Here is a 26,685-nt window from a genome sequence, read left to right on the forward strand (position 1 = left end):
TTTTTTTAAGATTGTCTTTTTAATGCTTTCGTGATAATCTATCTGTGTAAACGGTTACACATCGACGAAGGGAGGCACTCCATTGGCTACAATTAAAGATGTTGCAAAAGCTGCTCAAGTGTCTGTTGCGACTGTTTCACGCGTGCTCAACGATACTGGATACGTCCATATTGATACGAAAACCCGTGTGACACAAGCGATGCAGGAGCTAAACTACTTCCCCAATGAAGTGGCACGATCCCTTTTTAAAAGAGAATCAAGATTAGTTGGTCTCATCTTACCTGATATCACAAACCCCTTCTTCCCTCAGCTGGCTAGAGGCGTTGAGGATGAGATTCATGCACACGGCTTTCGGTTATTATTCGGAAACAGTGATGAAGATCGGGAGAAGGAAATGGCCTATTTACAAACCTTTAAGCAAAACCAGGTGGTCGGTGTCATCGCTGTCACAAACGAACCTGAATCGGATTTGTACAATGATGATGAACTGCCTGTTGTCTTCTTAGATCGTACCGTTCCAAATGCGCCTTCTGTGTTTGCAGATGCTACGGCTGGCGGGAAAATGGCTGCAATGGAATTAATCAAACGCGGCAGTCAGCAGATTACATTGCTAAAAGGGCCCGCTCATCTTCAAACGGCGCGGCAAAGATTCAAAGGCGCACTTGATGTTCTGACTGAAGAAGGTGCTAACTTTCATGTGATGTCTAACGCTTCTTTTTCTTTTCAGGAAGCCCGAAAAAGCGCCAAGGCTCTTTTCAAGCTGTACCCTGAAACAGATGGCATCATTGCCAGCAATGACATCGTCGCAGCAGCCATCGTACACGAAGCGCTTCGTATTGGAAAAGCCATTCCAGAAGACGTCCAAATCATTGGATTTGATGATATTCCGCAAAGTGAACTGCTCTTCCCATCTCTATCAACGATCCGGCAGCCTGCCTATGATATGGGGAAAGAAGCCGCAAAGCTGATCATTAAAGCCATTCAAAAACAGCCTATAGATCAAGCAGTTATTCAAATGCCCGTCTCTTTTATTGAACGAGAGACCACAAGAAAGGTGGATTCACAATGAGTCAAATAGTTGTCGTAGGAAGTTGTTCCATGGATCTAGTTGTCACATCGAATAAACGTCCTAGTGCAGGAGAAACCGTCCTAGGCGAATCATTTAAAACGGTTCCTGGGGGAAAAGGAGCCAATCAAGCAGTAGCAAGCGCAAGGCTCGGTGCAGATGTATATATGATCGGCCGAGTTGGTGATGACGCGTATGGTCAGGACATTATGCGCAATTTGCAAGCACAAGGTGTTCGCACCACCTATATGAAACCGGTTACCGAAATGGAAAGCGGAACAGCTCATATCATTTTAGCTGAAGGAGATAACAGCATTGTTGTCGTCAAAGGAGCAAACAATGAGGTAACACCTCATTATGTAAAAGATGCTCTTTCTTCTATTGAAAATATCGGAATCGTCCTCATCCAGCAGGAAATTCCTGAAGAAACAGTCGAAGCCGTCTGCGCCATTTGCAGCGAAAAAGGGATTCCAGTCATCTTAAATCCCGCACCAGCTCGCAAAGTCTCTCAGCAAATATTAGATCAAGCTGCCTATATCACGCCAAACGAACACGAAGCAGCTCTTATGTTTGATGGACTCACCATAGCAGAAGCTTTGCGCCAATATCCAAACAAATTACTCATTACAGAAGGAAAAAATGGTGTTCGTTACTTTGATGGATCAAAAGAAGTGTTGGTACCGGGCTATCCTGTGAAAGCCGTCGACACTACAGGCGCTGGTGATACTTTTAACGGCGCTCTAGCTGTAGCACTGACAGAAGGAAAATCCCTATACGACGCACTTGCTTTTGCCAACTTAGCTGCGTCTATCTCAGTCACAAAATTTGGTGCCCAAGGCGGCATGCCAGCAAGAGAAGAATTGGAGAATAAGAAATGAAGAAAAATGGTATTTTAAATAGTCATATCGCCAAGGTGCTTGCTGACCTTGGTCATACAGATACGATTGTCATCGCAGACTGTGGCCTGCCCATTCCAGAAGGCCCGGTCAAGATCGACCTTGCATTATCCATCGGCACACCATCCTTTCAGGAGGTTACTTCCCTCCTTCTTGAGGAAATGGCCGTTGAACACATCACAATCGCCAGTGAAATCAAAGAAGCCAATGAGAGAGATCATTTATTTCTAAAGAAAGCGTTCTCACATCCGTTAGATGAAGTCGATCACGAGACATTTAAAGACATGACCAAACAGGCAAAAGCAGTGATTCGAACGGGTGAAGCCACCCCATACGCAAACTGCATTCTTCATGCCGGTGTCATCTTTTAAAAGGAGGAGCCACTTATGAACATTGAAATGCATAACATCCATAAGGCCTTTGGAAAAAACACCGTTCTCGCCGGGGTCTCCTTTGACCTCGTCACAGGTGAAGTCCATGCACTAATGGGTGAAAACGGGGCAGGAAAATCAACGTTAATGAATCTGCTGACAGGACTCTATCCCCTGGATCAAGGAACGATTCAAATCGACGGAAAAGAAACCGCTTTCAAAAATCCGAAAGAAGCCGAGCAGAACGGGATTGCCTTCATTCATCAGGAGCTGAATATATGGCCTGATATGACGGTACTCGAGAATTTATTTATCGGGAAAGAAATCTATACAAAACTTGGTCTCCTAGACACCAAGAAAATGAAAACCCTCGCCCAAGCGCAGCTCGACCGATTATCTGTCAACCTATCGCTCGATCAAGAGGCAGGAAGCTGTTCTGTCGGACAAAAGCAAATGATTGAGATTGCGAAAGCGTTAATGACCGATGCAAAGGTCATTATTATGGATGAACCAACAGCTGCTCTCACAGACCGTGAGATTGAAAAGCTATTTCAGGTCATTAAATCACTCAAAAAAGAAGGCGTTTCCATCGTCTACATTTCTCACCGGATGGAAGAAATCTTCGCCATTTGTGACCGGATTACCATCATGCGTGACGGAAAAACGGTCGATACGAAAGCGATACCAGACACGAATTTCCATGAAGTCGTCAAAAAAATGGTCGGCCGCGAATTAACCGATCGTTACCCTGAGCGCACACCTTCTACTGGTGATATCGTCCTAGAGGTGAAGCAAGCAACGAGGAAAGGCCGCTTTCAAGATGTCAGTTTTTCCGTCAAAGCTGGGGAAATTGTCGGTGTTGCAGGCTTAATGGGCGCTGGCCGAACGGAAATGATGCGGTCGCTCTTTGGACTCGATCCCCTGGATCAAGGAGAAATTTGGGTTCATGGGAAAAAGGCTGTTATTAAAAAACCAAGTGATGCAGTCAAACTTGGCATCGGTTTTATCACGGAGGATCGTAAAGATGAAGGACTGATGCTAGATGCATCCATCCGGGAAAACATCGGCTTGCCTAACTTAGATAGCTTCTCTCCAAAGGGGCTGATTGATAAGAAAAACGAACAGGATTTTGTTGACCTGCTTATCAAACGACTCACGATCAAAACCGCTTCATCTGAAATCTCTGCACGCAGCCTGTCCGGTGGAAATCAGCAAAAGGTCGTCATCGCCAAATGGATCGGCATTCAACCGAAGGTACTCATTCTAGATGAACCGACAAGAGGTGTCGACGTCGGGGCGAAACGAGAAATTTATCAGCTCATGAACGAGTTGACGGATCGAGGCGTTGCGATTTTGATGGTCTCCTCTGAACTCCCAGAAGTTCTTGGGATGAGCGATCGAGTGCTTGTCATCCATGAAGGAACCATCAGCGGCGAATTAAGTAAAACAGAAGCTACACAAGAACGAATTATGACATTAGCTACAGGAGGGAAGTAACATGAAACCACTTACTTCAAATGGACGATTTGACAACATCATGCAAAAGCTTGGGCCATTCTTAGGACTCATCATCCTTGTTGCCATTGTTTCTATTTTAAATCCGGCCTTTTTAGAACCATTAAACATTTTAAACTTACTCAGACAAATCTCCATTAACGCCCTCATTGCCTTTGGCATGACGTTTGTTATTTTAACCGGAGGAATTGATTTGTCTGTCGGTGCCATTCTAGCGCTGTCTAGTGCTCTGACTGCCGGCTTTATTGTATCTGGTTTGGACCCGATTCTTGCCATCATTGTTGGATGTATCATCGGTGCCATCCTTGGAATGATCAACGGTCTTTTAATCACAAAAGGAAAAATGGCTCCTTTTATCGCAACACTTGCGACGATGACGATTTTCAGAGGATTGACGCTTGTTTATACAGACGGAAACCCAATTACAGGGCTTGGCTCTAACTATGCATTTCAGCTATTTGGCCGTGGATATTTCTTAGGCATTCCTGTTCCAGCGATCACCATGCTTCTCACCTTTATCGTACTTTGGGTCTTGCTTCATAAAACACCTTTTGGCAGAAGAACGTATGCCATTGGCGGAAATGAAAAAGCAGCCCTCATCTCAGGCATTAAAGTACCACGCGTCAAAATCATGATTTACTCATTAGCAGGCTTTATGTCTGCTTTAGCAGGTGCGATCTTAACATCTCGTCTCAACTCAGCCCAGCCAACAGCTGGTACGTCGTATGAACTTGATGCAATTGCTGCCGTTGTACTTGGCGGGACAAGCCTATCCGGCGGAAGAGGACGAATTGTCGGCACACTCATCGGGGTACTCATTATCGGGGTCTTGAACAATGGTATGAACTTACTTGGTGTTTCATCATTCTATCAGTCTGTTGTGAAAGGGATTGTCATCTTGATTGCAGTCCTACTCGACAGAAAGAAATCTGCTTAAGGAGGCAGCTGCTATGAAAAAATATGTAATCCTGATCGTGACTCTCTCACTATTCATGCTTTCTGCCTGCTCGCTTGAACCGCCAGAGTGGGCCAAATCAACAAAGGATGGCAAGAAAAAAGACATGAAAATCGGACTGTCGATCTCGACTTTAAATAACCCATTCTTCGTTTCTCTTAAAAACGGCGTGACAAAAGAAGCGAAAAAGCTTGGCATCGAAGTTGTCATTGCCGATGCACAAAATGATTCAGCCAAACAAACGAGTGATGTAGAGGATTTAATTCAACAAGGGGTTGATGCATTACTCATTAACCCAGCCGATTCCTCTGCCATATCAACGGCTGTCGAATCTGCGAATGCTTCAGACATACCGGTCATCACATTAGACCGTTCGGCAGAAAGCGGAAAGGTTGAAGCGCTCGTTGCTTCCGATAACATCAAAGGCGGCGAAATGGCCGCTAACTTTATCATCGACAAAGTCGGTAAAGGAGCAAAAGTGGCTGAACTAGAAGGTGTACCAGGTGCTTCTGCGACACGTGAACGAGGAAAAGGTTTCCATCAAATTGCAGACAAACAGTTAGATGTCACAGCAAAACAAGCCGCTGACTTCGACCGGACAAAAGGGCTCAACGTGATGGAAAACCTTCTTCAAGGAAACCCTGACATCAAAGCCGTTTTTGCCCACAATGATGAAATGGCGCTTGGCGCACTAGAGGCCATCCAAAGCTCTGGAAAAGACATTCTTGTCGTTGGTTTTGACGGTAACGAAGATGCACTCAACTCGATCAAAGCAGGAAAACTATCTGCAACAGTCGCGCAGCAGCCAGAGCTGATCGGTCAACTGGCAGTCGGCGCTGCGGACGATGTATTAAAAGGCAAAAAGGTAGAAAAAAATATCGCCGCTCCATTGAAACTAGAACAAAAGAAATAAACACTAAACCCCCGATAGCCTCGGGGGTTTTAGATTGTAGACAAAGGCTGAAATGAACTTTATTTTAGCACTTTGTTTTCTTTTCAGCGTAATAGAAAACCTTTGCAGTCTAGGAAGGACGAGGACCGGAGCAGAGCGAATTGACATTCGTGAGCACCGAAGCGCAGGACTGACAAAGAATGCGAGGGTTTGTCTACACGCTGGACCCCCGATAGCCTCGGGGGTTTAGATGTTATTCCGGCCTCTTCAGTACAAATGGCGTGCCTAAATGGGCATAATCATTCCCCGCTAAACGTGCAACTGGCTTTAATTCATTCGTAAAAATATATCCTTTTTCCGCATTATAGACGGATTCATCTAAATGCGCACACACCACCCGGCCAATGATATGATCGACTGTGATCTCCCCTTCATCATTTTGAAAGGTCAGATGTTTTTCCAGCTGACATTCAAAGCGAATGCGTGCTTCCTTGATTCCTGGCACTGACACCACGCTGCTCTTCACTTGATGAAGACCGGTACGAGTCAGCTCACTCTCATCCTCTGGCAAAGTAGCAGCTGTTTCATTAATATCTTCAATCATCGCTTCATCACTCACATGGACAACAAATTCTTCCCTGTCGATGATATGTTTTGCTGTATCTTTCATCTCTCCTTGACGACGTCCAATAGAAACAGCGATCAGCGGAGGATGGCCGCTAATGACATTAAAGAAACTAAATGGTGCAGCATTGACGACTTCTTCTTTAGAAAGGCTTGTAATAAATGCAATGGGTCTTGGAACGACGGAACCAGATAATACTTTATATGCTTCTTTTCGTGACAACTGATCCATTTGTAATGTAATCACTTCAGACATGCCTCCTCTTGTATGTAACGACATCATACCATACCCCGTTCTCTCTTCCCTGATTCCGGCTCAGCACGATGGAGAATATGATGGACAAGATGAAACAATGCCGGATTATGATTTTCTCGCCTATAAGAAATGGTCCATTCCGCGAGTAGCTGCTCACCTTCAATTGACCGATACACCACATCTAAATTAAATAAACGCCGGGCCGATGTTGGAATGATAGCAATTCCGATTCCCGCTGTGACAAGACCAATGACCATTTGATATTCTGCTGCTTCCTGCACGATATTGGGTGAAAATCCGTACTTTTCACAAAGTAGGACAAAATGCTGATAAAGGGACGGCCATGATTCCTTTGATAAAGAAATAATCGGCTCATCACGAATATCTTCAATCGTGACCGCTTCTTTTTCCGCCAGCGGATGGTTTTTCGGAATCGCAAAAATACATTCACTTTGCTTCATTAAACGACTGACCAATTCTTCTTGCGGTGATGTAGGATGCAAAAAACCAATATCAATCTCACCATTCAAAAGCGCCTCAAGCTGCTGCGGGACAGAGAGCTGTTGCAGCTCAATACTGACAGAGGGGTACAGCTCTCTGAATTCACGGACAACTGGCGGCAGAATATCATATGTCGCTGTACCAACGAAACCGATGATAATCTTCCCAAGCTCCCCTCTTGCCGTATGCCGGGCATGATCAACGGCTTTATCAAGCTGATGCAGCACCCCCCGGACCTCATGTAAAAAAACCTTTCCAGCAGCTGTTAACTCCACCACCCGTTTAGACCGGTGAAACAAAGGAAATCCCAATTCTTCCTCAAACTGCTTAATTTGCTGACTAAGTGGAGGCTGTGTCATGTTCAATCGTGCGGCCGCTCTGCCGAAATGCAGCTCCTCCGCGACTGTGACAAAATACTGCAAATGTCTCAGTTCCATCCTTTCACTCCTCAAACACTTATTCGTGAAACATATTAAAACTACGTTAAACATATATTGGAAAATTTATTTTGTGAAATGTATAGTAAATCATATCATGAAAATATATTTTCATAAAAAATTTTACTTGCCGAAAGGAGTGCGGGGTAAATGAATTCTCAAACACAACCCCTAACAAAACGAGGAGCAGAGTTGATTGTTGATACGCTCATTGCCCAAGGTGTGACCCATGTTTTTGCGATTCCAGGTGCAAAAATTGATGCAGTATTTGATGTATTAAAAGACAGAGGTCCAGAGCTTGTGCTATGCAGACACGAACAAAATGCGGCATTCATGGCAGCAGCCGTCGGTCGTTTAACTGGCAAACCAGGCGTTTGTCTCGTCACATCAGGTCCTGGCGCATCCAATTTAGCGACAGGTCTATTAACTGCCAATACAGAAGGTGACCCTGTTGTTGCAATCGCTGGAAACGTCATCCGTGCGGATCGGCTCAAACGAACACATCAATCACTCGACAATGCGGCATTATTCAAACCAGTGACAAAATATAGCGTTGAAGTACAAGACGTAAACAATATACCAGAAGCCTTAACAAATGCTTTTCGCGCGGCACAAAGAGGTCAAGCTGGGGCAGCATTTATCAGCTTTCCACAAGATGTCGTGACCGAACACACCACACAAACACCAGTGTCTGCTCACCCTTCTCCAGAACTAGGTCCTGCACCGGATGCTCTCATCAGTTCGGCCATCGCCAAAATTCAAAATGCGCACTTACCTGTTGCAATTGTGGGAATGAAAGCTAGCCGTCCAGCTGCGGCAAATGCGACAAGAACATTATTAAAAACACTTGGTATCCCATTTGTCGAAACGTACCAAGGAGCCGGCGTTCTCTCAAGAGAGCTTGAGGCTCAATATGTGGGCAGAATCGGTTTATTCCGTAATCAGCCAGGCGACCTTCTCATTGAGAAAGCAGATGTGATTTTAACTATTGGCTTTGATCCAATCGAATACGATCCGAAGCATTGGAATTTGAAACCGCAGCAGCGTCACATCATCCATGTGGATGACATGCAGGCAGATATTGACCATTTCTATGAACCGACGCTTGAGCTTGTGGGCAATATATCTGAAACGGTGCAACATCTAGCCCACGACAGCGTTCCACTTTCATTATGCAAAAAGAACGTAGATCTCGTCACAGAATTACAAGAGCTGTTAAGTGATATCGAAAAAGCACCAGAAAGAGAAAGTCATTTATCACACCCGCTGGATGTCATTCATACGTTGAGACGTATCATCCCAGATGAGACGAAAGTGACATGTGATATCGGATCGCACGCCATTTGGATGTCTCGCCACTTCCGTGTTTATGAACAGAACACGTTCCTAGTGAGTAACGGAATGCAAACACTTGGCGTGGCATTACCATGGGCGATTGCAGCCTCCATATTAAATCCAGATGAAAAGATCATTTCAGTCTCAGGTGATGGCGGTTTTCTCTTCTCCGCCATGGAATTAGAAACAGCCGTGCGCATGAAAACAAATCTCGTTCATCTCGTTTGGAACGACAGCACATACGATATGGTGGCATTCCAGCAGGAAATGAAGTATGACCGTACGTCTTGTGTTGAGTTCGGTCAGATCGACTTAGTGAAATATGCAGAAAGCTTTGGAGCAACTGGATTACGTGTCAACTCACCTGAAGAGCTTTCAACTGTCCTTCAAAAGGGTATAAACATAGAAGGACCCGTTATTATTGATATTCCGATAGACTATCAAGACAACCCAGACCTCGCCAGTCAAAAATGGCCAGAAGTCTTTCGTGAAAAACACACAACGAACGTCAGATAAGACTTCGATACATTACGTTAAAGGAGTGAGCGGATATGGGTATGATGCACCCAATGAATCAACAAAACAACACAATACCGCAGGACAAAAAGCAAGAGGTCTATCAAGTATCAACCATGACCTCCTTGCTGGAAGCCGTATACGATGGAGATTTCTCCCTATCACATATTCCCGAGCATGGTGATTTTGGCATTGGCACATTCAATCAATTAGATGGGGAACTAATCGGCTTTGATGGCGCTTTTTATCGACTGCGCTCTGATGGAACAGCCACACCAGTAACCGATCAAGATTATTCACCATTCTGCTCTCTAGCATTCTTTGAAACGGACATCGTTCATCGAATTGATGCACCGATGACGTCCAAAGAGCTAGAGGAAGAAATCGACCGAATCTTACCGAGCAAAAATGTCTTTTATGCGATCCGCATCGATGGGTCATTCAAAAAGGTTCAAACCCGTACGGTTGAAAAACAGGAAAAACCTTACGTTCCGATGGTAGAGGCAGTCAAGTCACAGCCTATTTTCGATTTTGAACATATTCGCGGGACGATCGCAGGCTTCCGTACACCACAGTACGCACATGGCATTGCGGTAAGCGGATATCATCTCCACTTTATTGATGATGATCGCAGCGTAGGCGGGCATGTATTTGATTACTCTGTGGATCAAGTGACCATCCGAATTTCCCAAAAACGTCACATGAATTTACACCTTCCAAATACGCAGGAGTTCTTCCAAGCAGACATTGATCGTGCTGACCTTGCACAGCAAATTGCCAGTGCGGAAAGCAGCCCAGAAAAATAAAATGAACACACCCCGGTGATACTGGGGTGTTTTTTCATACAAAAAGATATATTATCTTCTTTCATCATTTCATTTCGTTACTCAATTAAAAATCAAACATTCTATTCGTAATAAAATATGATAGAATATCAACAGAAGAAAGGTGGTTATACGATGGCACATGAATATCGCATTCCAAACTTAACATTAGATGAAAGAGATAAACAAATTCTTTCCTTATTACACGAGGACGGGCGTATGTCCTACACGGATCTAGGGAAACAAGTCGGCCTTTCCCGTGTTGCTGTACAAGCCCGTATTCAGCAGCTCATTGAAGCAGGTGTCATTGAACGATTCACCGCTGTCATTAATCCAGCAAAGATCGGCATTCATGTCTCTGTCTTTTTTAACGTAGAGGTTGAGCCGAAATGTTTAGAAACAGTCGCCCTTCAGCTTGAGCAGGAAACAGCCGTCACAAGCCTTTATCATATGACAGGACCAAGCAAGCTGCATATGCATGGCATTTTTCAAAATGAACAGGAAATGGAGACGTTCCTGACAAAGAAGCTGTACCCACTTGAAGGCGTCGTCAGTGTTGACTGTCAAATGCTCATTAAACGATACAAAAGCCGAATGGGCATGAAATTGTAGATAGGAGTTGAACCACTTGCAATCATATCTTGAACTCATGATCGCCATGGTGCGAACCGGTATTCTGGGATTTGGCGGAGGACCTTCCGTGATCCCGCTCATTCGCCATGAAGCGGTCGTCAAATACAAATGGATCAATGATGACGAATTTGGAGAAACACTCGCCATCGCCAACGCATTACCCGGACCGATTGCTACGAAAATGTCGGCATACCTCGGCTATCGATTAAAAGGTGTATCTGGCGCCATTGTTGCAACAGCTGCACATATTTTACCGACATGTCTCGCTATGGTGGCACTTGTTACACTTGTCAGCGTCTTAAGCTCTTCAGTCATCATTCAAAATATGATCGGTGCTGTGACACCAGTGATTGCCGTTCTGTTAGGAATGATGGCATATGAATTTGGACAAAAAGCGTTGAAGGGCTTCGGCATGATCTTCGGAATCGTCCTATTCCTTTTGGCATTTGTCGGTCTTCAAGTACTCTCGATTCATCCAGGAATCATTGTCATCATCTTTTTATGTTATGGTGCCTTTCATTTCAAACTGAAAGATCGCTGGACTCGAACAAATAAAGAGAAAGGAGTGTCTTCGTGATGCTAATTCTCTTTTTATTCTGGGCATTCTTCTTATCCAATCTGTTGGGGTATGGCGGAGGACCTGCCTCCATTCCGCTCAATTATGAAGAAATCGTCAATCATTTTCATTGGATGACAAACGAAGGGTTCTCCAATATGCTCGCATTAGCCAACGCACTTCCAGGTCCAATCGCTACGAAAATTGCGGCTTATGTAGGCTATGATGTCATGGGATGGCCAGGCTTTATCGTTGCACTGCTTGCGACGGTCCTGCCGTCTGCTATTGGATTGATTTTATTGCTAAAACTCATTGATCGTTTTCGCCAATCTTCTGTCGTCAAAGGCATGACTCTATCTGTACAGCCTGTCATTGCGATGATGATGCTTTTATTAACATGGGAAATTGGCGGAGATGCCGTGAAAGCCATTGGCTGGACGCAATCACTTGCCATTGCTGCCATTTCATTTTTCTTTATGACCAAATTCAAATTGCACCCTGCCTTTCTGATTGTGGCTGCATTTTTATATGGCGGATTCATTCTTCCTCATTAACGAAAAAAACCGATAATCTCACTGTTATCGGTTTTTTCATTTACATATAAATAGGAGAGACAGGCCTACGCCCAATAGAATGATACTCGACCCCAGCTACTTCTGCCGCTTCAAGCGTATGACAATTCCGGCCATCAAAAATGATCGGCTGCCTCATGAAATCTTTATAAGCTGAAAGTGGAAAGGACTGAATATCCGCCCACTCTGTTAGTATACAGACAGCATCAGCATCCTTGATCGCCTCTTCAATCGTTTGAGCAAAAAAGACTTGATCAGGCAGTTCTTGAGCCGCATTGCGGGCGGCAGCAGGATCATAGGCCACGATCTCCGCTCCTAATTGATGGAGCTGATGAGCGATTGGGATCGACGGCGCCTCTCTCATATCATCTGTATTCGGCTTAAAGGAAAGGCCAAGGAGAGCCATTCTCTTCCCTTCCAAGTTTTCTCCCATCCGCTCCTTCACACTTCGAATAAAACTTGCTCGCTGCTCATTGTTGACTTTGATGACAGCCTTCAATAGCTCAAAATCATGGGACACATGCCCTGCAATTTGGACAAGGGCATTTGTATCCTTCGGAAAACAGGAACCTCCGTAACCAATGCCTGCCCTAAGAAACGAAGCACCAATCCGCTGATCGAGTCCCATCCCTTCTGCAACTCTCTCAACATCAGCTCCCGTTTTTCCACAAATCGAAGCAATTTCATTCATAAAGCTGATTTTTGTGGCAAGAAATGCATTTGATGCGTATTTGATCATCTCTGCGCTTTTCCGATCTGTTCTCACGAATGGAATGTGGAAATCCGCATACATAGACTCTAGCTGATCTAATCCGTTCTTTGTTTCGGCTCCAATCACCAGCCGATCCGCTCGCAGCGTATCTGAGATAGCAGACCCTTCTCGTAAAAATTCTGGATTCGATGCGATAGATAATGGCTCCTTACGACCTAACACGTGATGAATCAAATGATCAATTTGATCGCCCGTTCCGACAGGCACTGTACTTTTCACGACAAGCACTGCGCCTGGCTTTGCTTGTAAGCCCATCTCCTTTGCCGCTTGAAAGACATACTGCAAATCTGCTTGACCGTCTGCCTGCTGCGGGGTACCGACAGCAATCATTAACACGTCAGCCTGCGAATAGGCTGACGCTCCATTCATGTGAAAACGAATGCGTCCTTGCTCCATATTCCGTTTGAGCAGTTCTTTTAATCCCGGCTCGTACATCGGAGGATTCCCTTGCTTCAGCTGCATGACCTTCCGCCGGTCAATATCCATACATGTCACATCATGTCCCGCCTCTGCTAAACACACCCCTGTGACAAGCCCTACATATCCACAGCCTGCAATCGCAACCTTCATGACACATCAGCTCCCCATACTCCTTATGCTTGTAATGTCATCGTATGCCGGGAATTTTCGTTCCATTCATAAAAGCATACAAAAACCCCCTGCTGAGAGAGCAGGGGGTTACTTTTATGAAACAAGGCCATTTCGAATATGAGCAATCAGATTTTCAAGCATTTCTTTTGTTGTGACATCATTGGAATTTTCACCAATATCATGAGCGTACATCAAAATCTTTAAAAACTCTTCTTGATTTAAACCCTTATTATCCATGTCTGTATCCTTTCGATTCCACTAATTTCATTATTATATGCTGTATGGTTGGTTTATGCAATACTCTAATACATCATTCGACAGCTTTTGAAATTTATGACCATTTTCATGAAAAACTTTTTTATAAATCACCATTGAGCTATAATAAAAGAATTGGAATCTTTTACTTGGTTAGGAGCGGATCAAATGCTTCAGCACAACATCAACGAAGAAGAAATCAAACAAACAGCCGAACAGATCAAAGAACTTCTTCCTGCAACAGATGAAAACAAGCAACTCATCAAAAAAGCATTGATTACTTATAGACAGGACAGCGTATATCGGCTCAAGCAAGAGTCTGATACCGAATGGTCAGCTTATGTACATGATGTCGTGGCAGCAAGAGTCCACCTTCATGTGCTGTTTCCAGTGAGAAGCAGCTGTTCATGTCCAGCTGATGGACTATGTAAACACATCCTCGCTGTTTTCTTTTCGCTATACGCTCAAGTAGAGAGTGTGACCGGCTTTACAGAAAATTGGTCAGAGAAGGATGAATTACAGCGCAGCAAAGAACTCATTCGCCAGCACTTCCAAGTGAAGCGCCCAGATGAACAATCACTTCAGAGCTGGCTGAATTTTTTCCAGGAGGAATTTCACCTCTGGCTGAAACGGACACCGAAGCACCAGCAAACACCACAACATTTGTATTACGGCTATTTATCGATCCTGAAAAAACACGCACCCACTTCACCTGAATTCAAGAGTTTGTATGCGATTCATACGTCCATCGATGTGTGGTTAAGGCTCCATGAGCTAATCGACCTCGGCCGCCTTGATGCCGAAAAAGACTTTTATTCAATGAATCCATATGTAGAACAGCTCATGAACACCATTTTTGATTCAGTGGATCATTTGAGGACATACGCCCTTTCCTTTTCCCTCGATCCGTTTCTTGAAAACACACCAACTGCCGTTCGGACACTTCTTCAAATCAGCGGACCTTTCCAGCATGAACGAGTTGCGGTCTTTATGGAAATGTGGGGAACTATATTAAATAGAGGGAAATGGGTCAAAAAAGAAACAGAATTACTCAAGAGCGCCCAACAGCAGGAGCAAACGGTTGAGCGCACCATTGGGCTGATGCATATGGATTATTTGCTAAAAGAAGACGAAAGACTTTTTCAGCAATTAAAATTGCTCAATGCAGATATGCTGCCAAATGTGCTCAATTGGCTAAAGGATCTCACAAACCGCAAGGACTGGAAGCGTCTCAAACTTTGGTATCAAGAGATCACATATGTATTAGAAGAATATTGCCAGCTTGACCTATCTTATAGAGAACTGCGTGGAGCCGTCAGCGATTTCTTCTTTTATTTAGACGCGTACTTTAAACAGACGAAAGATCATTTCTTGTATGAACGCTATCTCCAAATCTGTATGCCTTATGCATTTACTGAATATAGTCAGCTCTTATATGCACAAGAACGCTATGCAGAATGGATTGAAATACACAGCCTCGTTGGTTTCTCCATCAGTGAATTGGAGAAAGAACTGATCAAACAGATTGCAAAGGAAGAGCCTGAAGCACTCATTCCTTCGTACCACCGGGAAATCTCACTGCTTCTCGATCAAAAGAATCGAAGTGCTTACCGGGAATCTGTGAAAATGCTCAAAAAACTGCGTACGCTTTATCATAAAACGAAAAAAACCGCGGTGTGGGAAAGATATGTACAGCAGCTGCAAGATTCAACAAAACGGCTGCGTGCGTTCCAAGAGGAAATGAAGAAAGGAAAATTAATTGATGACACGCCATAAACAAATTGTCATTCATGCAGAACAAACCGAAGATTTCTCTTTCACCATTTCAGCGCAAGCAGAGGACGGACAGCCTGTACCGCTAAATGAAATGAAGAGGCAGCTTTTCCAATGGCACGAATCATCTTTTTACGGAACATTCTTAGAAGATGTGAGCTTTATTGGCACACCTGCCTTCCTGTTAAGTCCTTGGATGACCGTTGAATTGCTAGGGAAAAATTCATTCAATACTTTCAGCCATGTGACGTTAACGGATGAAACAGAGCCGCTTATGAAAACAGCCTCAACCATTTACGAATTCATCGAGGATGAAGATTTTGTCCCAGATTTCGAGGCATGGACACAAGGCATGCTTCGCTTTAAAGACAAAGAAGGTCTGTTAGATGGCTACACAGCTGATTGGTTCTCCTTTGCCGTACAGGATTACATTCAGTATGATGATGCCCTGCAGCACAAATGGAACCGAATGACTGCACAATCGCCTGCTCTTTCCTCCTTCCAAGGACATTTTTTAGATGAACAGGATTTCTTGGAAACGATCGGCTGGATTGATGATGAGACGCCTTTCACTGTCGGCTTGCGTTTAAATGAGCCTGATTTCGACGGGGATGATTGGAAAATTGAATTGTTTTTGCGTGATAAGAAAAACAGTGATCTGCATTTCTTTGAAGGCATCCGTTCTTTAAAAAAATCATGGCGTCCGTTTCAAGAAAAAATCACCAGAGAGCTGGAGCGGTTCGGTCAGATTGTCCCTTGGCTCTCATTCACATCTGGTACCACCCTCATGTCAGAAGAAGAAGCGTGGCTCTTCCTATCTGAAGCGAGTGAAACACTTGTGAACATGGGGATTGAGATCCTGCTCCCATCATGGTGGCAGATCGTCAAAGAAAGCACCATGATGCTAAAAGCACGGATTTCCTCCACACCACGAGGCGAATCGCACGTTGGAATGGATGCCCTTATGGACTTTAATTGGCGCTTTGCCACAAACGGTATTGAGTTGACAGAAGATGAGTTCAACGAGCTTGTTCAAAGTAAACGTCGTCTTGTCAACATTCGTGGACAATGGATTAAAATCGATCCGACCTTTATCCAGCAAATGAAGAAATGGATGGAGCGCGCTGAGAACGAAGGACTTCATATGTCGGATATTTTGTCGCGTGAACTCGCAGACCAAGAGGCCTCTTCTGAGTCGATTCCTGAGCTACTAGACAGTTCGGCCTTTGCCCATATTCAATTTGAACTTTCGTCTCAATTACGAGGGCTTGTTCATCAGTTAAATGATACACAAGAGCTGCCATCCTACGAGATGAGTGAGTCCTTTAAGGGCACACTGCGCCCGTATCAGCAGCACGGTGTCAACTGGCTTCTGTTCTTAAGGTCTCATGGATTCGGGGCTTGTTTAGCAGATGATATGGGTCTTGGAAAAACGATTCAAATGATCGCTTATTTCACCTATTTGAAGGAGCATCAACAAGACGCCGCTCCATCTCTCATCATTGCACCGACTTCCGTATTAGGGAACTGGCAAAGAGAGCTTGAAACATTCGCACCACATTTAAATGTCGCTCTGCATTATGGACCGTCACGTCCACAAGGTGAGAACTTTACAAAAGCATACGAGTCAACAGATATCGTCCTCACTTCGTATGGTCTCTCACATTCTGACCGTGATGAATTAACAGCAGCCAAATGGAATACCATTTGCTTAGACGAAGCCCAGAACATTAAAAATGCCCATACGAAACAATCGAGAGCCATTAGGCAATTAAAAGGACAGCACCACATTGCCCTCAGCGGGACACCGATGGAGAACCGTTTGACAGAGCTTTGGTCTATTTTCGACTTCGTGAACAAAGGATATCTCGGCAGCCTGACCAGTTTTCATAAAAAGTTCGTCCTTCCGATTGAAAAAGACCGTGAAGAAAAAAGAATCCAACAGCTGCAGCAGCTGATCAAGCCATTCTTATTAAGACGAACAAAACAAGATGAAGAAGTCGCACTCAATCTGCCAGAGAAACTAGAAGAAAAAGAATTCATCCCGTTATCTGCAGAGCAGGCATCTTTATATGAACAGCTGGTCAAAGATACATTCGAACATATGGCCTCATTAACAGGGATGCAGCGGAAAGCCATCATTCTAAGTATGCTTGGCAGACTCAAACAAATTTGCGATCACCCTGCTCTTTATTTAAAAGAGAGCGGAACAGACGTGAAATTGTTGAAACGTTCATTAAAAATGGATAAATTAGCAGAGCTGTTAAAAGCCATACACGAACAAGGAGAAAGCTGTCTCATTTTTACGCAGTATATTGAAATGGGCAACATGATCAAACAGCTGGCTGAAAAGATGTTTGGAGAACCAGTTCAATTTTTAAATGGGAGCTTATCAAAACATGATCGGGACAAAATGGTGGAACGCTTCCAGAAAAAAGAGTTCAACATCTTAATTCTTTCTTTAAAAGCAGGAGGAACCGGACTAAACTTAACCGCCGCCAATCATGTCATTCACTACGATAGATGGTGGAATCCTGCTGTAGAAAACCAAGCAACAGACCGTGCTTACCGCATCGGGCAAAAGCGGTTTGTTCACGTCCATAAGATGATCACAACCGGCACGATAGAGGAAAAAATTGATCAAATGCTCGAAACAAAACAAACGTTAAATGATCAAATTATCCAAAGTGAAAGCTGGATTACAGAGCTGTCAACGAACGAACTAGAAGATTTATTCACGTTAAGTGCAGCCGCTCAATCATCTTAATGACAGCAAAAAGAGGACTTTTCTCAAACTTGATGAAAAGTCCTCTTTTTTTAATCTCATATAAAGGAATGCTTAAATTTGTAGCTTTTTCAATGCAGATTTCACATTCATATACGTATTCAACTCACGGAAGTCCTCTCTCATTTCTCCCATTTTCATCGCAAGATTTGGTTTAATACCTGTCACGATCAGTTCAGTGCCAGTCATTAAAATCAAATCGTTCAGCTTAAAGATCGCATCCGCCACAAATGAATCCACCTCTAATAAACCAGACAGATCCACAATGAAGTAATCATCTTTGGATTGAGAGATATAAGTGGAGACCGTTGAGATGATTTTATCAAATCTTGGCGCTGTTAACGTACCAATGATCGGCAGTACAGAAATACCATCCTTCACCGGAACAATCGGGACAGAAATATTCAATACTTCATCAATAGATTGCTCAAGAAGCTCTTGCTGTTCCTTCTCTTTCGTAACATCCTTTTGCAGACCGACGAAATAAAGGCGTTTCCCTTCATTTTCATCAATCCATAGAGGCGCCACACTTAACTCGTTCCAAAACATTTGACCAGATTTTTTATAGTTTTTCAACTGTACAGTGACAGCCTCTTTGTTTTCAATGGCTGCCCTAATTTGTTTGAGAGCAATCTGTTCAGTTTCATCTCCTTGAAGGAAACGACAGTTCTTTCCTAATACTTCGGTTTCTTGATAGCCTGTCATATCTAAAAAGCCCTTGTTCACATATATTAAAGGATTATCAGGTAAAGACGGGTCCGTCACCGTCAGGCCAACCTGAGTATAGTCTAAGGCTTCCTTGATTAAATGCAGATTGTCGGACTTATAAGATTCCAGCGCCATTCGTTTACTCTCCTTAACTTCCTTACAAGCGGGTTATATTCATAATTAAATTATATGATGTTCCATAGCAGGTGTAAATAGAAGTAGTTCTGAATTCCTCTTTTGTAGAATGCGCTTCATCCTATGTCATTTATACAAATCCATACGATTCAATTATTTCAAAAGATGTTGAATCATATGTGCCACACCATGTTCATCATTTGTTAACGTGACGTGATCAGCTAATTCTTTTATATCCTTTCTCGCATTCCCCATTGCAATTCCAACCCCAGCTGCCCGAATCATCGATTCATCATTTAAACTGTCTCCTACAGCCGCTGTTTGGCTTAATGGAATACCGAGGTTTTCTGCCAGCCTGGTTAACGCCTGCCCTTTCGACGCTTCCTTTGCTCCAATTTCAAAGTTATGATCAGCCGAACTAACCAATGTTAATTCAGAATCATGTCCAAACGCATCCCATCCGGCTTTCAATCTGTCTTGAAAAAATGAGAAACCTAAGATGTTATAAAATGAAAGCTTCTGATCCTCACGAAACAATTCTTGATATGTATCAATATAAGCAAAACCTGACTGGCTGTATTGAACTTCAGCCGCTTGCTCAAGAACACGCTGATCCGTTTCTGGATTTGCACTCTTTAAGCGGTCCATTTCTATCGCCAGAAGCTCCCTGCCGCGGTTTGGTGTGTAAATGGCTTCATTCGTAAACACTTCATAGTAATAATCACGCTCTTCAAGCCATGATAAGATGTGTTTTGCTTTTTCTTCTTCTAGAACAGCCGAATGATATACCTGACCTTCTAGATCATGAATCACAGCTCCATTTGCACTGATGACCCACGTATTCATCCCAAGCTGATCAAAAATAGATTTCACATCAAAATACGCTCTTCCTGTTGAAACGACAACCTCAATCCCACTCGCCGCTGCTTCCTTTAACGCCTGCTCGTTTTCCTGACTCACTTTGTGCTCACTGTTCAATAAAGTTCCGTCTAAATCCGTTGCGATTAATTGAATGTTTGTCATCGGTCTCTCCTTTTTTGCCTGCATTTTCAGTTGACCTTCCGTTTATCAAATCCATCATCATTATGAAATGAGTATCCACTATTTGCAAGGAATGATCGGCTTATCAATGAATATAAGAGTACCCGGTCACGCTACATGACCGGATACGCATAAGGGGATTCACAGGGGACACATGACTGATACAAAGAAACCTTGGTTCTACTATTACGCAGTGAATATGTGTACAAGGCAAAGTCTATCAGCTATAGCTAGAGGGGGCCACGAGATGCTAGACCTTTGCCTTTTGCCTCCTTTCCTTTCAGCTAACCCTAGTCTACTGAGAAATAGCACAAGAGACAAAAAACGAAAATGACAAAATCGTTCTTCAAATTCTTTATTTCCTCAATCATTTTTACTTTTTACCGCTTGTGTATAAAACATCATCTTATTTTGTTTGACGAAATACTTATTTTTCATAAATTGATAAAAAACATCTGAATGAATCCAATTACTAGAAGGCATGTGAATATAGTCAGACCCGTCCCACGCGAACCAATAAAAACAAAGCCTTCCATCATGAATTGACAATTGAAATTCAAAACAGTCCATTTGATCGTCTGTCACGTATTGAAAAGTGAGGGACTCCCCTTCTTCCATATACACATCACAAAATGAGAGAATATCTCCCCATGTATAGACCCTCACATTGCTTTCCTTTTCCTCACCAATATGTATGTTTCGAAGTTGATAGGACTCCATAAAACATCTCCTTTCACTTATATGCAGCTAGTTCTGAGTAGGCAGCGGTTTCATTTATACAGATGTTGTATGCTATAATGATACTTACGAATAATGAACGCTTGTGAGGTGATAAATATGAAAACCTTTAGGCTGATTGATTTAAAAATCGAACTTGATCCAAAGCAAGATAAAATGTCCAGCATTCCCCTTCGTGACGGCTTAATCATTAATAAAGAAGATGGCGAAAATCACTGGATGATCGAGGCACTGATTCCAAAGAAGCATAGACAAGTGTTTGAGGTGCTCTTCCAGCAGCATACAGAAGTAAAGATTCTCGTGACGATTACAAAAGAAAACAACCGCCCTGTTCATCTATCGGTCCAAGTCAAAAACATCGTTGCCTTAGAAGAAAACATATCTGTATTACTCGACGGTAAAATGATCACAAATCGTTACAGAACAGAAACCGAAGAAGTATTAAAAGACCTCGTCAAAGAGGGGCTATCAGGAGAAAAACTGCTGGATGCTTTTAAACAGAACACATAAAAAAGAGCGGGATGAGCCGCTCTTAGATGGTTGACAAAGGGCTAAAATGAACTTTATTTTAGCCCTTTGTCTTCCTTTTCAGCGTGATAGAAAACCTTTGAAGTGTCTAGGAAGGGCGAGCACCGGAGCACAGCCCTGACAAAGAATGCGAGGGTTTGTCTACACGCTGAGAGCGGGATGAGCCGCTCTTTTTCTATTGCACATCTTTCGATTGGCTTTGTTTTTTCAATAAATCTCTAATTTCGGTTAACAACACTTCCGTTTGATCTGGCGTTTCAACCACTTCTTCTTCCTCTACCTTTTTCCGTTTTAATTTATTTAAATAACGAATAAAGATAAAAATGGAAAAGGAGATAATCAAGAAGTCGACCACTGTTTGAATGAAACTTCCATACAAAATTTGAGCAGAACCGATTTTAATAGACAATCCACTAAAATCATGCCCCCCAACAATAATACCAACAAGCGGCATAATTAAATCATTCACAAGAGAAGTGACAATTTTGCCAAATGCTCCCCCGATGATGACACCGACAGCCAGGTCAATTACATTCCCCTTGACGGCAAACTCTCTAAATTCTTTCAGCATTCTTTATCACCTTCATCTTTTTTTGTCTAATATGACGTTTTTTTGTCAAAAAAGCAAGTCCTTATCCGCTTGGGCTGAATGTTTCCATATAAAAAACGGTTCATACAAGATGAACCGTCAGACATATTACGATACTTTCGGACCGATAGAAAATGTCAGTTCTGCTTCACATGCCACTTCGCCATCTACTGTTGCAACTGCTTTTCCTTTGGCAACTGGACCGCGAAGACGCGTGACTTCAACCTCTAAACGTAGCTGATCGCCGGGCTTGACCTGTCTTTTGAATCGGCAGCTGTCAATCCCTGCAAACAAACCAATTTTCCCTTTGTTCTCTTCTTTACCTAACATGATGACCCCAAAAACTTGAGCGAGCGCTTCTACAATAAGCACACCTGGCATGACGGGGTATCCTGGGAAATGGCCATTAAAAAATTCTTCATTTACTGTGACATTTTTGATTCCAACCGCTCTTTTCTCACCATCAACTTCTAAAATACGGTCAACCAATAAAAATGGATAACGGTGTGGAATAATGTCTTGAATTTGCTGAGCATCAAGCATGTCTTGATCTCTCCTTCTTTTCTATATCGCTAATCTTCATTTGATTCCTATTGAAGTATATTATGAATGCAGTCATTTTTCAATGTCTAGCCAACAATTATGGTAAAAAATAACATCTATTATTACCTATTGTCATGAAATATAATCCACTCTACACTCATCGTTTTTTCACAAATATGGTAATATATATTACATCATTGATTGAATAAGAGGGTAAAAATGAATTTTATAAGCGATAAATCCATTAAAAAACTTCTCCATTCGTGGTATACAATGCTAAAACATCGACACTTTTCGAAGGCTGAAGAGATCAAAACGTCCTTAACCAAATATAAACGTAGATTGTCAAAGAAACAGGAGCTTCATTTACATTATCAGCTTATGCTTTTTCGCCATCAGCTCTGGATGAACCAAACAGAAGACTTAGAAAAACTGAAGCATGAACTCATGCTCCACAAAGATCAAATGAATGATCAACTGCAATATTATTTTTACTTTTTTCTCGGTTTATACGAATCTTTAAAGAGCGATCAAAATGATGCCATTCATTATCTTGAAAAAGCAGAAGAGAAACTTCCCCTGCTAGACGATGAGCTAGAGGAAGCGGAGTTTCATTTCCGTACAAGTGGTGTTTATTATAACAACCGCTATTCACTGTTATCCATTCGACATGTTGAAAAAGCCATGGATATCTTTGCAAAACACGGGGATATCCACAGCATTTATCGGTGCAAAATTGTGCTCGCACTTAACTTTAGTGATCAAAAAAAATATGAAGAAGCAGAAGCTATTTTTATTGAAATTATCGAATACGTGAAAATGATTGATGACCAAGAATTGCTTGGTATCGTGTATTATGACGCTGGTTTTATCAAGTCGAGACAGAATCGTCATAAGGAAGCACTAGAATACTTTAAAAAAGCGCTTCGGCTCCCAGCATACCGGAAATCTGCCCACTCCTATGTATCGTGTCTCTATGAAACTGTGCGTTCCTGCTTTAAAGAGAATTTAACTGATGAAGGAATGAAGTATATTCAAAAAGGTCTAAAAGAAGCCGTTGATGCCCAATTTGATCTATTAAGAATCAAGTTCCAAATTTTATTCCTTCTCTACAGCCAAACGCCCAAGGCAGATGAACAGATTGCTACACTCGTCACATGTCTTGAACGAAAAGAAGCCTGGATTGATCTTGAAGATCTGCTTGCAGATGTCTCAGATTTTTATAAAAAAAAGGGCGACTTTGAGCGAGCCGCCTTTTTTATCATGAGAGGCTGACATCCGCCTGCTCATTATCGAATGGTATTAATGAGTCCTAGCATCTGATCGCCCATCGTAATGGTTCTTGAGTTCATCTGATACGAACGCTGTGTTGTCATGAGGTCTGTTAATTCTTTAGACATGTCCACATTCGACGTTTCAAGTGCACCTTGCTGAAGTTGAATGGCCTGACGGTTTGCCCCATTCAGTGCCGTTAAAGCGCCTTGATAGTTGCCGTCGACTGAGAACAAATTTTCTCCTTCAGAGATGAGTGCTGAAGAATTATTCACTTGAACAACCCCAAGATTCACCTGCTGATTCGGTTGATTGCCTCGAGAAATAGCTGTAAGCCGGCCATTTTTATCGATAGAAATATCACGGAAATTCGCATTTAAGACAATCTCATTCCCGTTTTCGTCAAGAATCGGATGGCCTTCGCTTGTCACCAGCTGGACTTGATTCCGATTATTTCCTGGCTGTAAATAAAGAGAGCCATCTCTTGTATACCGGATGTTACCGCCAGCATTGACCTGCAAATACTGAGATGGCGCACCAAATGCAACATCAAGGTCACGGCCTGTTTCTTTAATAGAACCTTGCAATGAGTTAATGGATGCATTGACCATCGTACCAGTTCCAAGCCTTAAACCAGCAGGTGTCAGACGACTGTTTGCCACCTGCTCATTTTTTTCATCTACCTGATTAAACTGTTGTCTGACCAGCTCTGAAAAACGGGTGTTTTTCGCGCGATACCCTGTTGTTTCACTGTTTGCGATGTTATTACTAATGATATCAAGCTGCTTTTGCACCTCGTTCATCGACACAGCTGCATTGATCATCGTTCTAAGCATGAGAATCCTCCTCTCTCTTTCATTTCTTCATTAATACACTCTTCCGATTTCATTCACTGCTTTTTCTAAACTTTTATCATATGCCTGAACCACTTTTTGGTTTGTTTCAAACGCGCGGTAGGCTGTTGTCATTTCTGTATATGATTTCGTCACATCAACGTTCGACAGCTCTGATACACCTTGGCTTAATGTATAGGACATTTGACCGTTATTGACCGCACTTGGAAGAGGCTGGTTATCAGCTGTACGGTATAAATCATTTCCTTCACGCGCAAGGTTTCTTGTATCCATTGCAACACGTACATCAATTTGTCCAAGGTTTTGTCCGTTTTCACTCACGGTTCCATCTGCGTTCACTTTGAAATTCTCACTTTGAACTGTAATCGGCTGGCCCGTCACGGAAAGAAGGGCACGTCCATTGATCGTCAGCTGATTTTGATCATTCAATGTAATGGAACTGCTTTTCGTATAACGAACGCCTTCTGGTGTATTCACAGCATAAAAAAGCGCTGACTTTTGATTTGTCTCCGGGTTGATGGGTACATTATTTTCTACTAATGCGATATCAGTTGTTTGATCCGTTGTTTTTAATGTTCCTTGTGTAAATTGGGGAATCAATTCCTGCATGTATGTTCCCGTATTAATTCCGCCGATCGCCGTTTGCTGCGGGATACTAAAGCCTTTGCCTGAAGATGTTTGGAAACGTCCTGATTCCATTCGGCTTAGCAACATTTCTGGAAATGCGCGCATGGCCCCTTCATCTGCTTTATAGCCTGGAGTATTCGCATTTGCGATATTATTTGAAAGCATTTCTGTCCGCCGCTCTTGAGCGATCATGGCAGATGTTGCGGTGTATAGTCCTTTTAACACGTGCTCACCTCATTCAAATTCTTTCACATGACCTAAAATCATCAGTACACAATCTTCTATGAAATATATCGGCATATTGGCAGGCTTCTTTAATAAAAATCCCCCATTCTTTCTAAAAAGAATGAGGGAAATCATTAGCTGAGTTTACGCTTTGGCAGCTTGTCCATATTATCAAGCATCACGCCAGTACCAACTGCTACACAATCCATTGGATTTTCTGCAACGAAAACTGGTACTTTCAGCTCTTCTGCAAGCAATTGATCAAGCCCGTTTAGAAGCGCTCCGCCACCAGTAATGATAACGCCGCGGTCAATGATATCAGCTGATAATTCAGGTGGTGTTCTTTCAAGAACTTGTTTCGCAGCCTGAACAATGGCAGATACAGATTCACGTAATGCTTCTTCTACTTCTTTGCTTGTGACGGTAATCGTTCTTGGTAATCCTGTCACCATGTCTCGTCCACGAATCGAGATCTCTTCGTGACGTGCGTCTGGGAATACCGTTGCAACTTGGATCTTAATGTCCTCTGCAGTTCGCTCACCGATCAACAGCTTGTACTCTTTTTTAATGTAGTTTAGAATTTCCAGGTCAAATTTGTCTCCAGCCATTTTAATAGAAGAGGCGGTTACAATGTCACCCATCGAGATGACAGCGATATCTGTCGTTCCGCCTCCAATATCTACGACCATGTTTCCACTTGGCTGAAAAATATCCATACCAGCACCAATTGCTGCTACTTTTGGCTCTTCTTCAAGAAATACATGCTTCCCGCCGCTTTTTTCAGCAGCTTCTTTGATTGCCTTCTGCTCAACAGATGTAATGTTTGTCGGGCAGCAGATGAGCATACGCGGCTTAGAGAACAGCCCTTTCACATTCAATTTGTTAATAAAATGCTTGAGCATCGCTTCAGTTACTTCAAAATCAGCAATTACGCCATCTTTTAATGGACGAATCGCAACAATATTCCCAGGCGTACGTCCAACCATACGTCTCGCTTCTTCTCCAACAGCTAATACTTTCCCGCTGTTTTTATCAAGAGCGACAACAGATGGTTCATTTAACACAATTCCTTTTCCTTTGACATGAATCAGTACATTTGCAGTACCAAGATCAATTCCAATATCCCTAGCAAACATCTATATATATCCTCCTTGAAAATCTGTTTCCATAGCAAATACCACATTCTGCCCTAATTATATATTCTATCATAATTTGCAGAAAAAAAGATATTTCTTTACAAAAGTCTTTACAAAATTTGTGGTTAGAAACTACCGATAAGAGGAAGATATATATATCATGT

The 26,685-nt window shown here is 42.8% G+C and carries 27 protein-coding genes; 15 read left to right on the forward strand and 12 right to left on the reverse strand.

The annotated features are described in order from the left end of the window. The first annotated feature begins 82 nt into the window (after positions 1 to 82). From NST09_RS16855 to rbsB, 6 genes are read left to right on the forward strand one after another with little or no spacing between them, the layout of a single operon-like run. Complete coding sequence (locus NST09_RS16855) at positions 83 to 1,069, forward strand: LacI family DNA-binding transcriptional regulator (RefSeq protein WP_342493143.1); 987 nt, start codon at positions 83 to 85, stop codon at positions 1,067 to 1,069. Then, on the forward strand, positions 1,066 to 1,944 hold the full coding sequence (rbsK, locus tag NST09_RS16860; protein ID WP_342493144.1) for a ribokinase: 879 nt from the start codon (positions 1,066 to 1,068) through the stop codon (positions 1,942 to 1,944). The genes NST09_RS16855 and rbsK overlap by 4 nt, the downstream gene beginning before the upstream one ends. After that, on the forward strand, positions 1,941 to 2,333 hold the full coding sequence (gene rbsD / locus NST09_RS16865) for a D-ribose pyranase (RefSeq protein WP_017360008.1): 393 nt from the start codon (positions 1,941 to 1,943) through the stop codon (positions 2,331 to 2,333). The genes rbsK and rbsD overlap by 4 nt, the downstream gene beginning before the upstream one ends. Positions 2,334 to 2,348: 15 nt before the next feature. Beyond that, positions 2,349 to 3,830 (forward strand): sugar ABC transporter ATP-binding protein, encoded by a 1,482-nt coding sequence (locus NST09_RS16870; RefSeq protein WP_342493145.1) that lies wholly within the window; start codon positions 2,349 to 2,351, stop codon positions 3,828 to 3,830. A 1-nt stretch (position 3,831) separates the two neighbouring features. Further along, entirely contained in the window at positions 3,832 to 4,785 is a 954-nt protein-coding gene (rbsC, locus tag NST09_RS16875) for a ribose ABC transporter permease RbsC (RefSeq protein WP_007497532.1), read from the forward strand. Between the two features lie 13 nt (positions 4,786 to 4,798). Further along, positions 4,799 to 5,716 (forward strand): ribose ABC transporter substrate-binding protein RbsB, encoded by a 918-nt coding sequence (gene rbsB, locus NST09_RS16880; protein ID WP_008343273.1) that lies wholly within the window; start codon positions 4,799 to 4,801, stop codon positions 5,714 to 5,716. Between the two features lie 232 nt (positions 5,717 to 5,948). On the opposite strand, the gene NST09_RS16885 is transcribed toward rbsB, so the two are convergent. Further along, complete coding sequence (locus NST09_RS16885) at positions 5,949 to 6,566, reverse strand: flavin reductase family protein (RefSeq protein ID WP_342493146.1); 618 nt, start codon at positions 6,564 to 6,566, stop codon at positions 5,949 to 5,951. A 32-nt stretch (positions 6,567 to 6,598) separates the two neighbouring features. Next, positions 6,599 to 7,513 carry an acetoin biosynthesis transcriptional regulator AlsR gene (alsR, locus tag NST09_RS16890; RefSeq protein WP_224558772.1) on the reverse strand — a complete coding sequence of 305 codons (915 nt, stop codon included), beginning with the start codon at positions 7,511 to 7,513 and terminating at the stop codon, positions 6,599 to 6,601. Between the two features lie 150 nt (positions 7,514 to 7,663). Here alsR and alsS point away from each other — a divergent pair, with 150 nt between their 5' ends. The 5 genes from alsS to NST09_RS16915 all read left to right on the forward strand — a co-directional run bounded on the left by alsS (position 7,664) and on the right by NST09_RS16915 (position 11,931). Next, positions 7,664 to 9,364 (forward strand): acetolactate synthase AlsS, encoded by a 1,701-nt coding sequence (gene alsS, locus NST09_RS16895; RefSeq protein ID WP_250026672.1) that lies wholly within the window; start codon positions 7,664 to 7,666, stop codon positions 9,362 to 9,364. A gap of 53 nt (positions 9,365 to 9,417) precedes the next feature. Next, complete coding sequence (budA, locus tag NST09_RS16900) at positions 9,418 to 10,170, forward strand: acetolactate decarboxylase (RefSeq protein ID WP_342493557.1); 753 nt, start codon at positions 9,418 to 9,420, stop codon at positions 10,168 to 10,170. A gap of 153 nt (positions 10,171 to 10,323) precedes the next feature. Beyond that, positions 10,324 to 10,800 carry an Lrp/AsnC family transcriptional regulator gene (locus NST09_RS16905; RefSeq protein WP_017360010.1) on the forward strand — a complete coding sequence of 159 codons (477 nt, stop codon included), beginning with the start codon at positions 10,324 to 10,326 and terminating at the stop codon, positions 10,798 to 10,800. A 37-nt stretch (positions 10,801 to 10,837) separates the two neighbouring features. Continuing rightward, the gene (locus NST09_RS16910; protein ID WP_034647433.1) at positions 10,838 to 11,398 is read left to right on the forward strand and encodes a chromate transporter; all 561 of its coding nucleotides are present in this window, start codon (positions 10,838 to 10,840) and stop codon (positions 11,396 to 11,398) included. Beyond that, positions 11,398 to 11,931 (forward strand): chromate transporter, encoded by a 534-nt coding sequence (locus NST09_RS16915; protein ID WP_007497548.1) that lies wholly within the window; start codon positions 11,398 to 11,400, stop codon positions 11,929 to 11,931. Before NST09_RS16910 ends, NST09_RS16915 begins: the two co-directional genes overlap by 1 nt. Before the next feature lie 40 nt (positions 11,932 to 11,971). Here NST09_RS16915 and NST09_RS16920 read toward each other — a convergent pair whose 3' ends face one another. After that, entirely contained in the window at positions 11,972 to 13,291 is a 1,320-nt protein-coding gene (locus NST09_RS16920) for a UDP-glucose/GDP-mannose dehydrogenase family protein (RefSeq protein ID WP_342493147.1), read from the reverse strand. A gap of 114 nt (positions 13,292 to 13,405) precedes the next feature. Further along, the gene (locus tag NST09_RS16925; RefSeq protein ID WP_003214884.1) at positions 13,406 to 13,549 is read right to left on the reverse strand and encodes a hypothetical protein; all 144 of its coding nucleotides are present in this window, start codon (positions 13,547 to 13,549) and stop codon (positions 13,406 to 13,408) included. A 186-nt stretch (positions 13,550 to 13,735) separates the two neighbouring features. Between NST09_RS16925 and NST09_RS16930 the strand changes: the two genes are divergently transcribed. Together NST09_RS16930 and NST09_RS16935 are read left to right on the forward strand one after the other, a co-directional pair. Then, positions 13,736 to 15,343, forward strand: a complete 1,608-nt coding sequence (locus tag NST09_RS16930) for an SWIM zinc finger family protein (protein ID WP_017360013.1) — start codon at positions 13,736 to 13,738, stop codon at positions 15,341 to 15,343. Then, positions 15,330 to 18,107 carry a DEAD/DEAH box helicase gene (locus NST09_RS16935; RefSeq protein WP_008343293.1) on the forward strand — a complete coding sequence of 926 codons (2,778 nt, stop codon included), beginning with the start codon at positions 15,330 to 15,332 and terminating at the stop codon, positions 18,105 to 18,107. Before NST09_RS16930 ends, NST09_RS16935 begins: the two co-directional genes overlap by 14 nt. Positions 18,108 to 18,179: 72 nt before the next feature. Here NST09_RS16935 and NST09_RS16940 read toward each other — a convergent pair whose 3' ends face one another. The 3 genes from NST09_RS16940 to NST09_RS16950 all read right to left on the reverse strand — a co-directional run bounded on the left by NST09_RS16940 (position 18,180) and on the right by NST09_RS16950 (position 20,729). Next, positions 18,180 to 18,968 carry an STAS domain-containing protein gene (locus tag NST09_RS16940; protein WP_017360015.1) on the reverse strand — a complete coding sequence of 263 codons (789 nt, stop codon included), beginning with the start codon at positions 18,966 to 18,968 and terminating at the stop codon, positions 18,180 to 18,182. A 153-nt stretch (positions 18,969 to 19,121) separates the two neighbouring features. After that, positions 19,122 to 19,982, reverse strand: a complete 861-nt coding sequence (locus tag NST09_RS16945; RefSeq protein ID WP_342493558.1) for a Cof-type HAD-IIB family hydrolase — start codon at positions 19,980 to 19,982, stop codon at positions 19,122 to 19,124. 390 nt (positions 19,983 to 20,372) lie between these two features. Then, entirely contained in the window at positions 20,373 to 20,729 is a 357-nt protein-coding gene (locus NST09_RS16950) for a hypothetical protein (RefSeq protein ID WP_008343305.1), read from the reverse strand. Positions 20,730 to 20,846: 117 nt separating this feature from the next. Here NST09_RS16950 and NST09_RS16955 point away from each other — a divergent pair, with 117 nt between their 5' ends. Next, positions 20,847 to 21,257 carry a YwpF-like family protein gene (locus NST09_RS16955; RefSeq protein WP_003215215.1) on the forward strand — a complete coding sequence of 137 codons (411 nt, stop codon included), beginning with the start codon at positions 20,847 to 20,849 and terminating at the stop codon, positions 21,255 to 21,257. 193 nt (positions 21,258 to 21,450) lie between these two features. Here NST09_RS16955 and mscL read toward each other — a convergent pair whose 3' ends face one another. Both mscL and fabZ read right to left on the reverse strand, forming a co-directional pair. After that, the gene (gene mscL, locus NST09_RS16960) at positions 21,451 to 21,846 is read right to left on the reverse strand and encodes a large conductance mechanosensitive channel protein MscL (RefSeq protein ID WP_008343317.1); all 396 of its coding nucleotides are present in this window, start codon (positions 21,844 to 21,846) and stop codon (positions 21,451 to 21,453) included. 126 nt (positions 21,847 to 21,972) lie between these two features. Beyond that, positions 21,973 to 22,407, reverse strand: a complete 435-nt coding sequence (gene fabZ, locus NST09_RS16965; protein ID WP_007497564.1) for a 3-hydroxyacyl-ACP dehydratase FabZ — start codon at positions 22,405 to 22,407, stop codon at positions 21,973 to 21,975. A 219-nt stretch (positions 22,408 to 22,626) separates the two neighbouring features. Here fabZ and NST09_RS16970 point away from each other — a divergent pair, with 219 nt between their 5' ends. Further along, a complete protein-coding gene (locus NST09_RS16970; RefSeq protein ID WP_039962963.1) occupies positions 22,627 to 23,682 on the forward strand; it encodes a tetratricopeptide repeat protein in 1,056 nt (351 codons plus the stop codon). 14 nt (positions 23,683 to 23,696) lie between these two features. Here NST09_RS16970 and NST09_RS16975 read toward each other — a convergent pair whose 3' ends face one another. From NST09_RS16975 to mbl, 3 genes are all read right to left on the reverse strand, one after another. Continuing rightward, positions 23,697 to 24,515: a flagellar hook-basal body protein gene (locus NST09_RS16975; protein WP_007497568.1), complete on the reverse strand. Its 819-nt coding sequence runs from the start codon at positions 24,513 to 24,515 to the stop codon at positions 23,697 to 23,699. A 30-nt stretch (positions 24,516 to 24,545) separates the two neighbouring features. Beyond that, positions 24,546 to 25,385 carry a flagellar hook-basal body protein gene (locus tag NST09_RS16980; RefSeq protein WP_017360018.1) on the reverse strand — a complete coding sequence of 280 codons (840 nt, stop codon included), beginning with the start codon at positions 25,383 to 25,385 and terminating at the stop codon, positions 24,546 to 24,548. Positions 25,386 to 25,519: 134 nt separating this feature from the next. After that, positions 25,520 to 26,521, reverse strand: coding sequence for a cell shape-determining protein Mbl (mbl, locus tag NST09_RS16985; protein ID WP_007497573.1), 1,002 nt, complete (start codon positions 26,519 to 26,521; stop codon positions 25,520 to 25,522). Positions 26,522 to 26,685 lie beyond the last annotated feature (164 nt).

Origin of the sequence: Bacillus sp. FSL W7-1346, assembly GCF_038593335.1 — a bacterium.
Lineage (GTDB): Bacteria > Bacillota > Bacilli > Bacillales > Bacillaceae > Bacillus > Bacillus altitudinis.

What these genes read in the sequence shown, in the direction of transcription:
- rbsK (WP_342493144.1), top strand. Translation starts at nt 1,066, where the DNA reads ATGAGTCAAATAGTTGTCGTAGGAAGTTGTTCCATGGATCTAGTTGTC.
- rbsD (WP_017360008.1), top strand. Translation starts at nt 1,941, where the DNA reads ATGAAGAAAAATGGTATTTTAAATAGTCATATCGCCAAGGTGCTTGCT.
- NST09_RS16870 (WP_342493145.1), top strand. Translation starts at nt 2,349, where the DNA reads ATGAACATTGAAATGCATAACATCCATAAGGCCTTTGGAAAAAACACC.
- rbsC (WP_007497532.1), top strand. Translation starts at nt 3,832, where the DNA reads ATGAAACCACTTACTTCAAATGGACGATTTGACAACATCATGCAAAAG.
- rbsB (WP_008343273.1), top strand. Translation starts at nt 4,799, where the DNA reads ATGAAAAAATATGTAATCCTGATCGTGACTCTCTCACTATTCATGCTT.
- alsR (WP_224558772.1), bottom strand. Translation starts at nt 7,513, where the DNA reads ATGGAACTGAGACATTTGCAGTATTTTGTCACAGTCGCGGAGGAGCTG.
- alsS (WP_250026672.1), top strand. Translation starts at nt 7,664, where the DNA reads ATGAATTCTCAAACACAACCCCTAACAAAACGAGGAGCAGAGTTGATT.
- budA (WP_342493557.1), top strand. Translation starts at nt 9,418, where the DNA reads ATGAATCAACAAAACAACACAATACCGCAGGACAAAAAGCAAGAGGTC.
- NST09_RS16905 (WP_017360010.1), top strand. Translation starts at nt 10,324, where the DNA reads ATGGCACATGAATATCGCATTCCAAACTTAACATTAGATGAAAGAGAT.
- NST09_RS16910 (WP_034647433.1), top strand. Translation starts at nt 10,838, where the DNA reads ATGATCGCCATGGTGCGAACCGGTATTCTGGGATTTGGCGGAGGACCT.
- NST09_RS16915 (WP_007497548.1), top strand. Translation starts at nt 11,398, where the DNA reads ATGCTAATTCTCTTTTTATTCTGGGCATTCTTCTTATCCAATCTGTTG.
- NST09_RS16920 (WP_342493147.1), bottom strand. Translation starts at nt 13,291, where the DNA reads ATGAAGGTTGCGATTGCAGGCTGTGGATATGTAGGGCTTGTCACAGGG.
- NST09_RS16925 (WP_003214884.1), bottom strand. Translation starts at nt 13,549, where the DNA reads ATGGATAATAAGGGTTTAAATCAAGAAGAGTTTTTAAAGATTTTGATG.
- NST09_RS16930 (WP_017360013.1), top strand. Translation starts at nt 13,736, where the DNA reads ATGCTTCAGCACAACATCAACGAAGAAGAAATCAAACAAACAGCCGAA.
- NST09_RS16935 (WP_008343293.1), top strand. Translation starts at nt 15,330, where the DNA reads ATGACACGCCATAAACAAATTGTCATTCATGCAGAACAAACCGAAGAT.
- NST09_RS16940 (WP_017360015.1), bottom strand. Translation starts at nt 18,968, where the DNA reads ATGGCGCTGGAATCTTATAAGTCCGACAATCTGCATTTAATCAAGGAA.
- NST09_RS16950 (WP_008343305.1), bottom strand. Translation starts at nt 20,729, where the DNA reads ATGGAGTCCTATCAACTTCGAAACATACATATTGGTGAGGAAAAGGAA.
- NST09_RS16955 (WP_003215215.1), top strand. Translation starts at nt 20,847, where the DNA reads ATGAAAACCTTTAGGCTGATTGATTTAAAAATCGAACTTGATCCAAAG.
- mscL (WP_008343317.1), bottom strand. Translation starts at nt 21,846, where the DNA reads ATGCTGAAAGAATTTAGAGAGTTTGCCGTCAAGGGGAATGTAATTGAC.
- fabZ (WP_007497564.1), bottom strand. Translation starts at nt 22,407, where the DNA reads ATGCTTGATGCTCAGCAAATTCAAGACATTATTCCACACCGTTATCCA.
- NST09_RS16970 (WP_039962963.1), top strand. Translation starts at nt 22,627, where the DNA reads ATGAATTTTATAAGCGATAAATCCATTAAAAAACTTCTCCATTCGTGG.
- NST09_RS16975 (WP_007497568.1), bottom strand. Translation starts at nt 24,515, where the DNA reads ATGCTTAGAACGATGATCAATGCAGCTGTGTCGATGAACGAGGTGCAA.
- mbl (WP_007497573.1), bottom strand. Translation starts at nt 26,521, where the DNA reads ATGTTTGCTAGGGATATTGGAATTGATCTTGGTACTGCAAATGTACTG.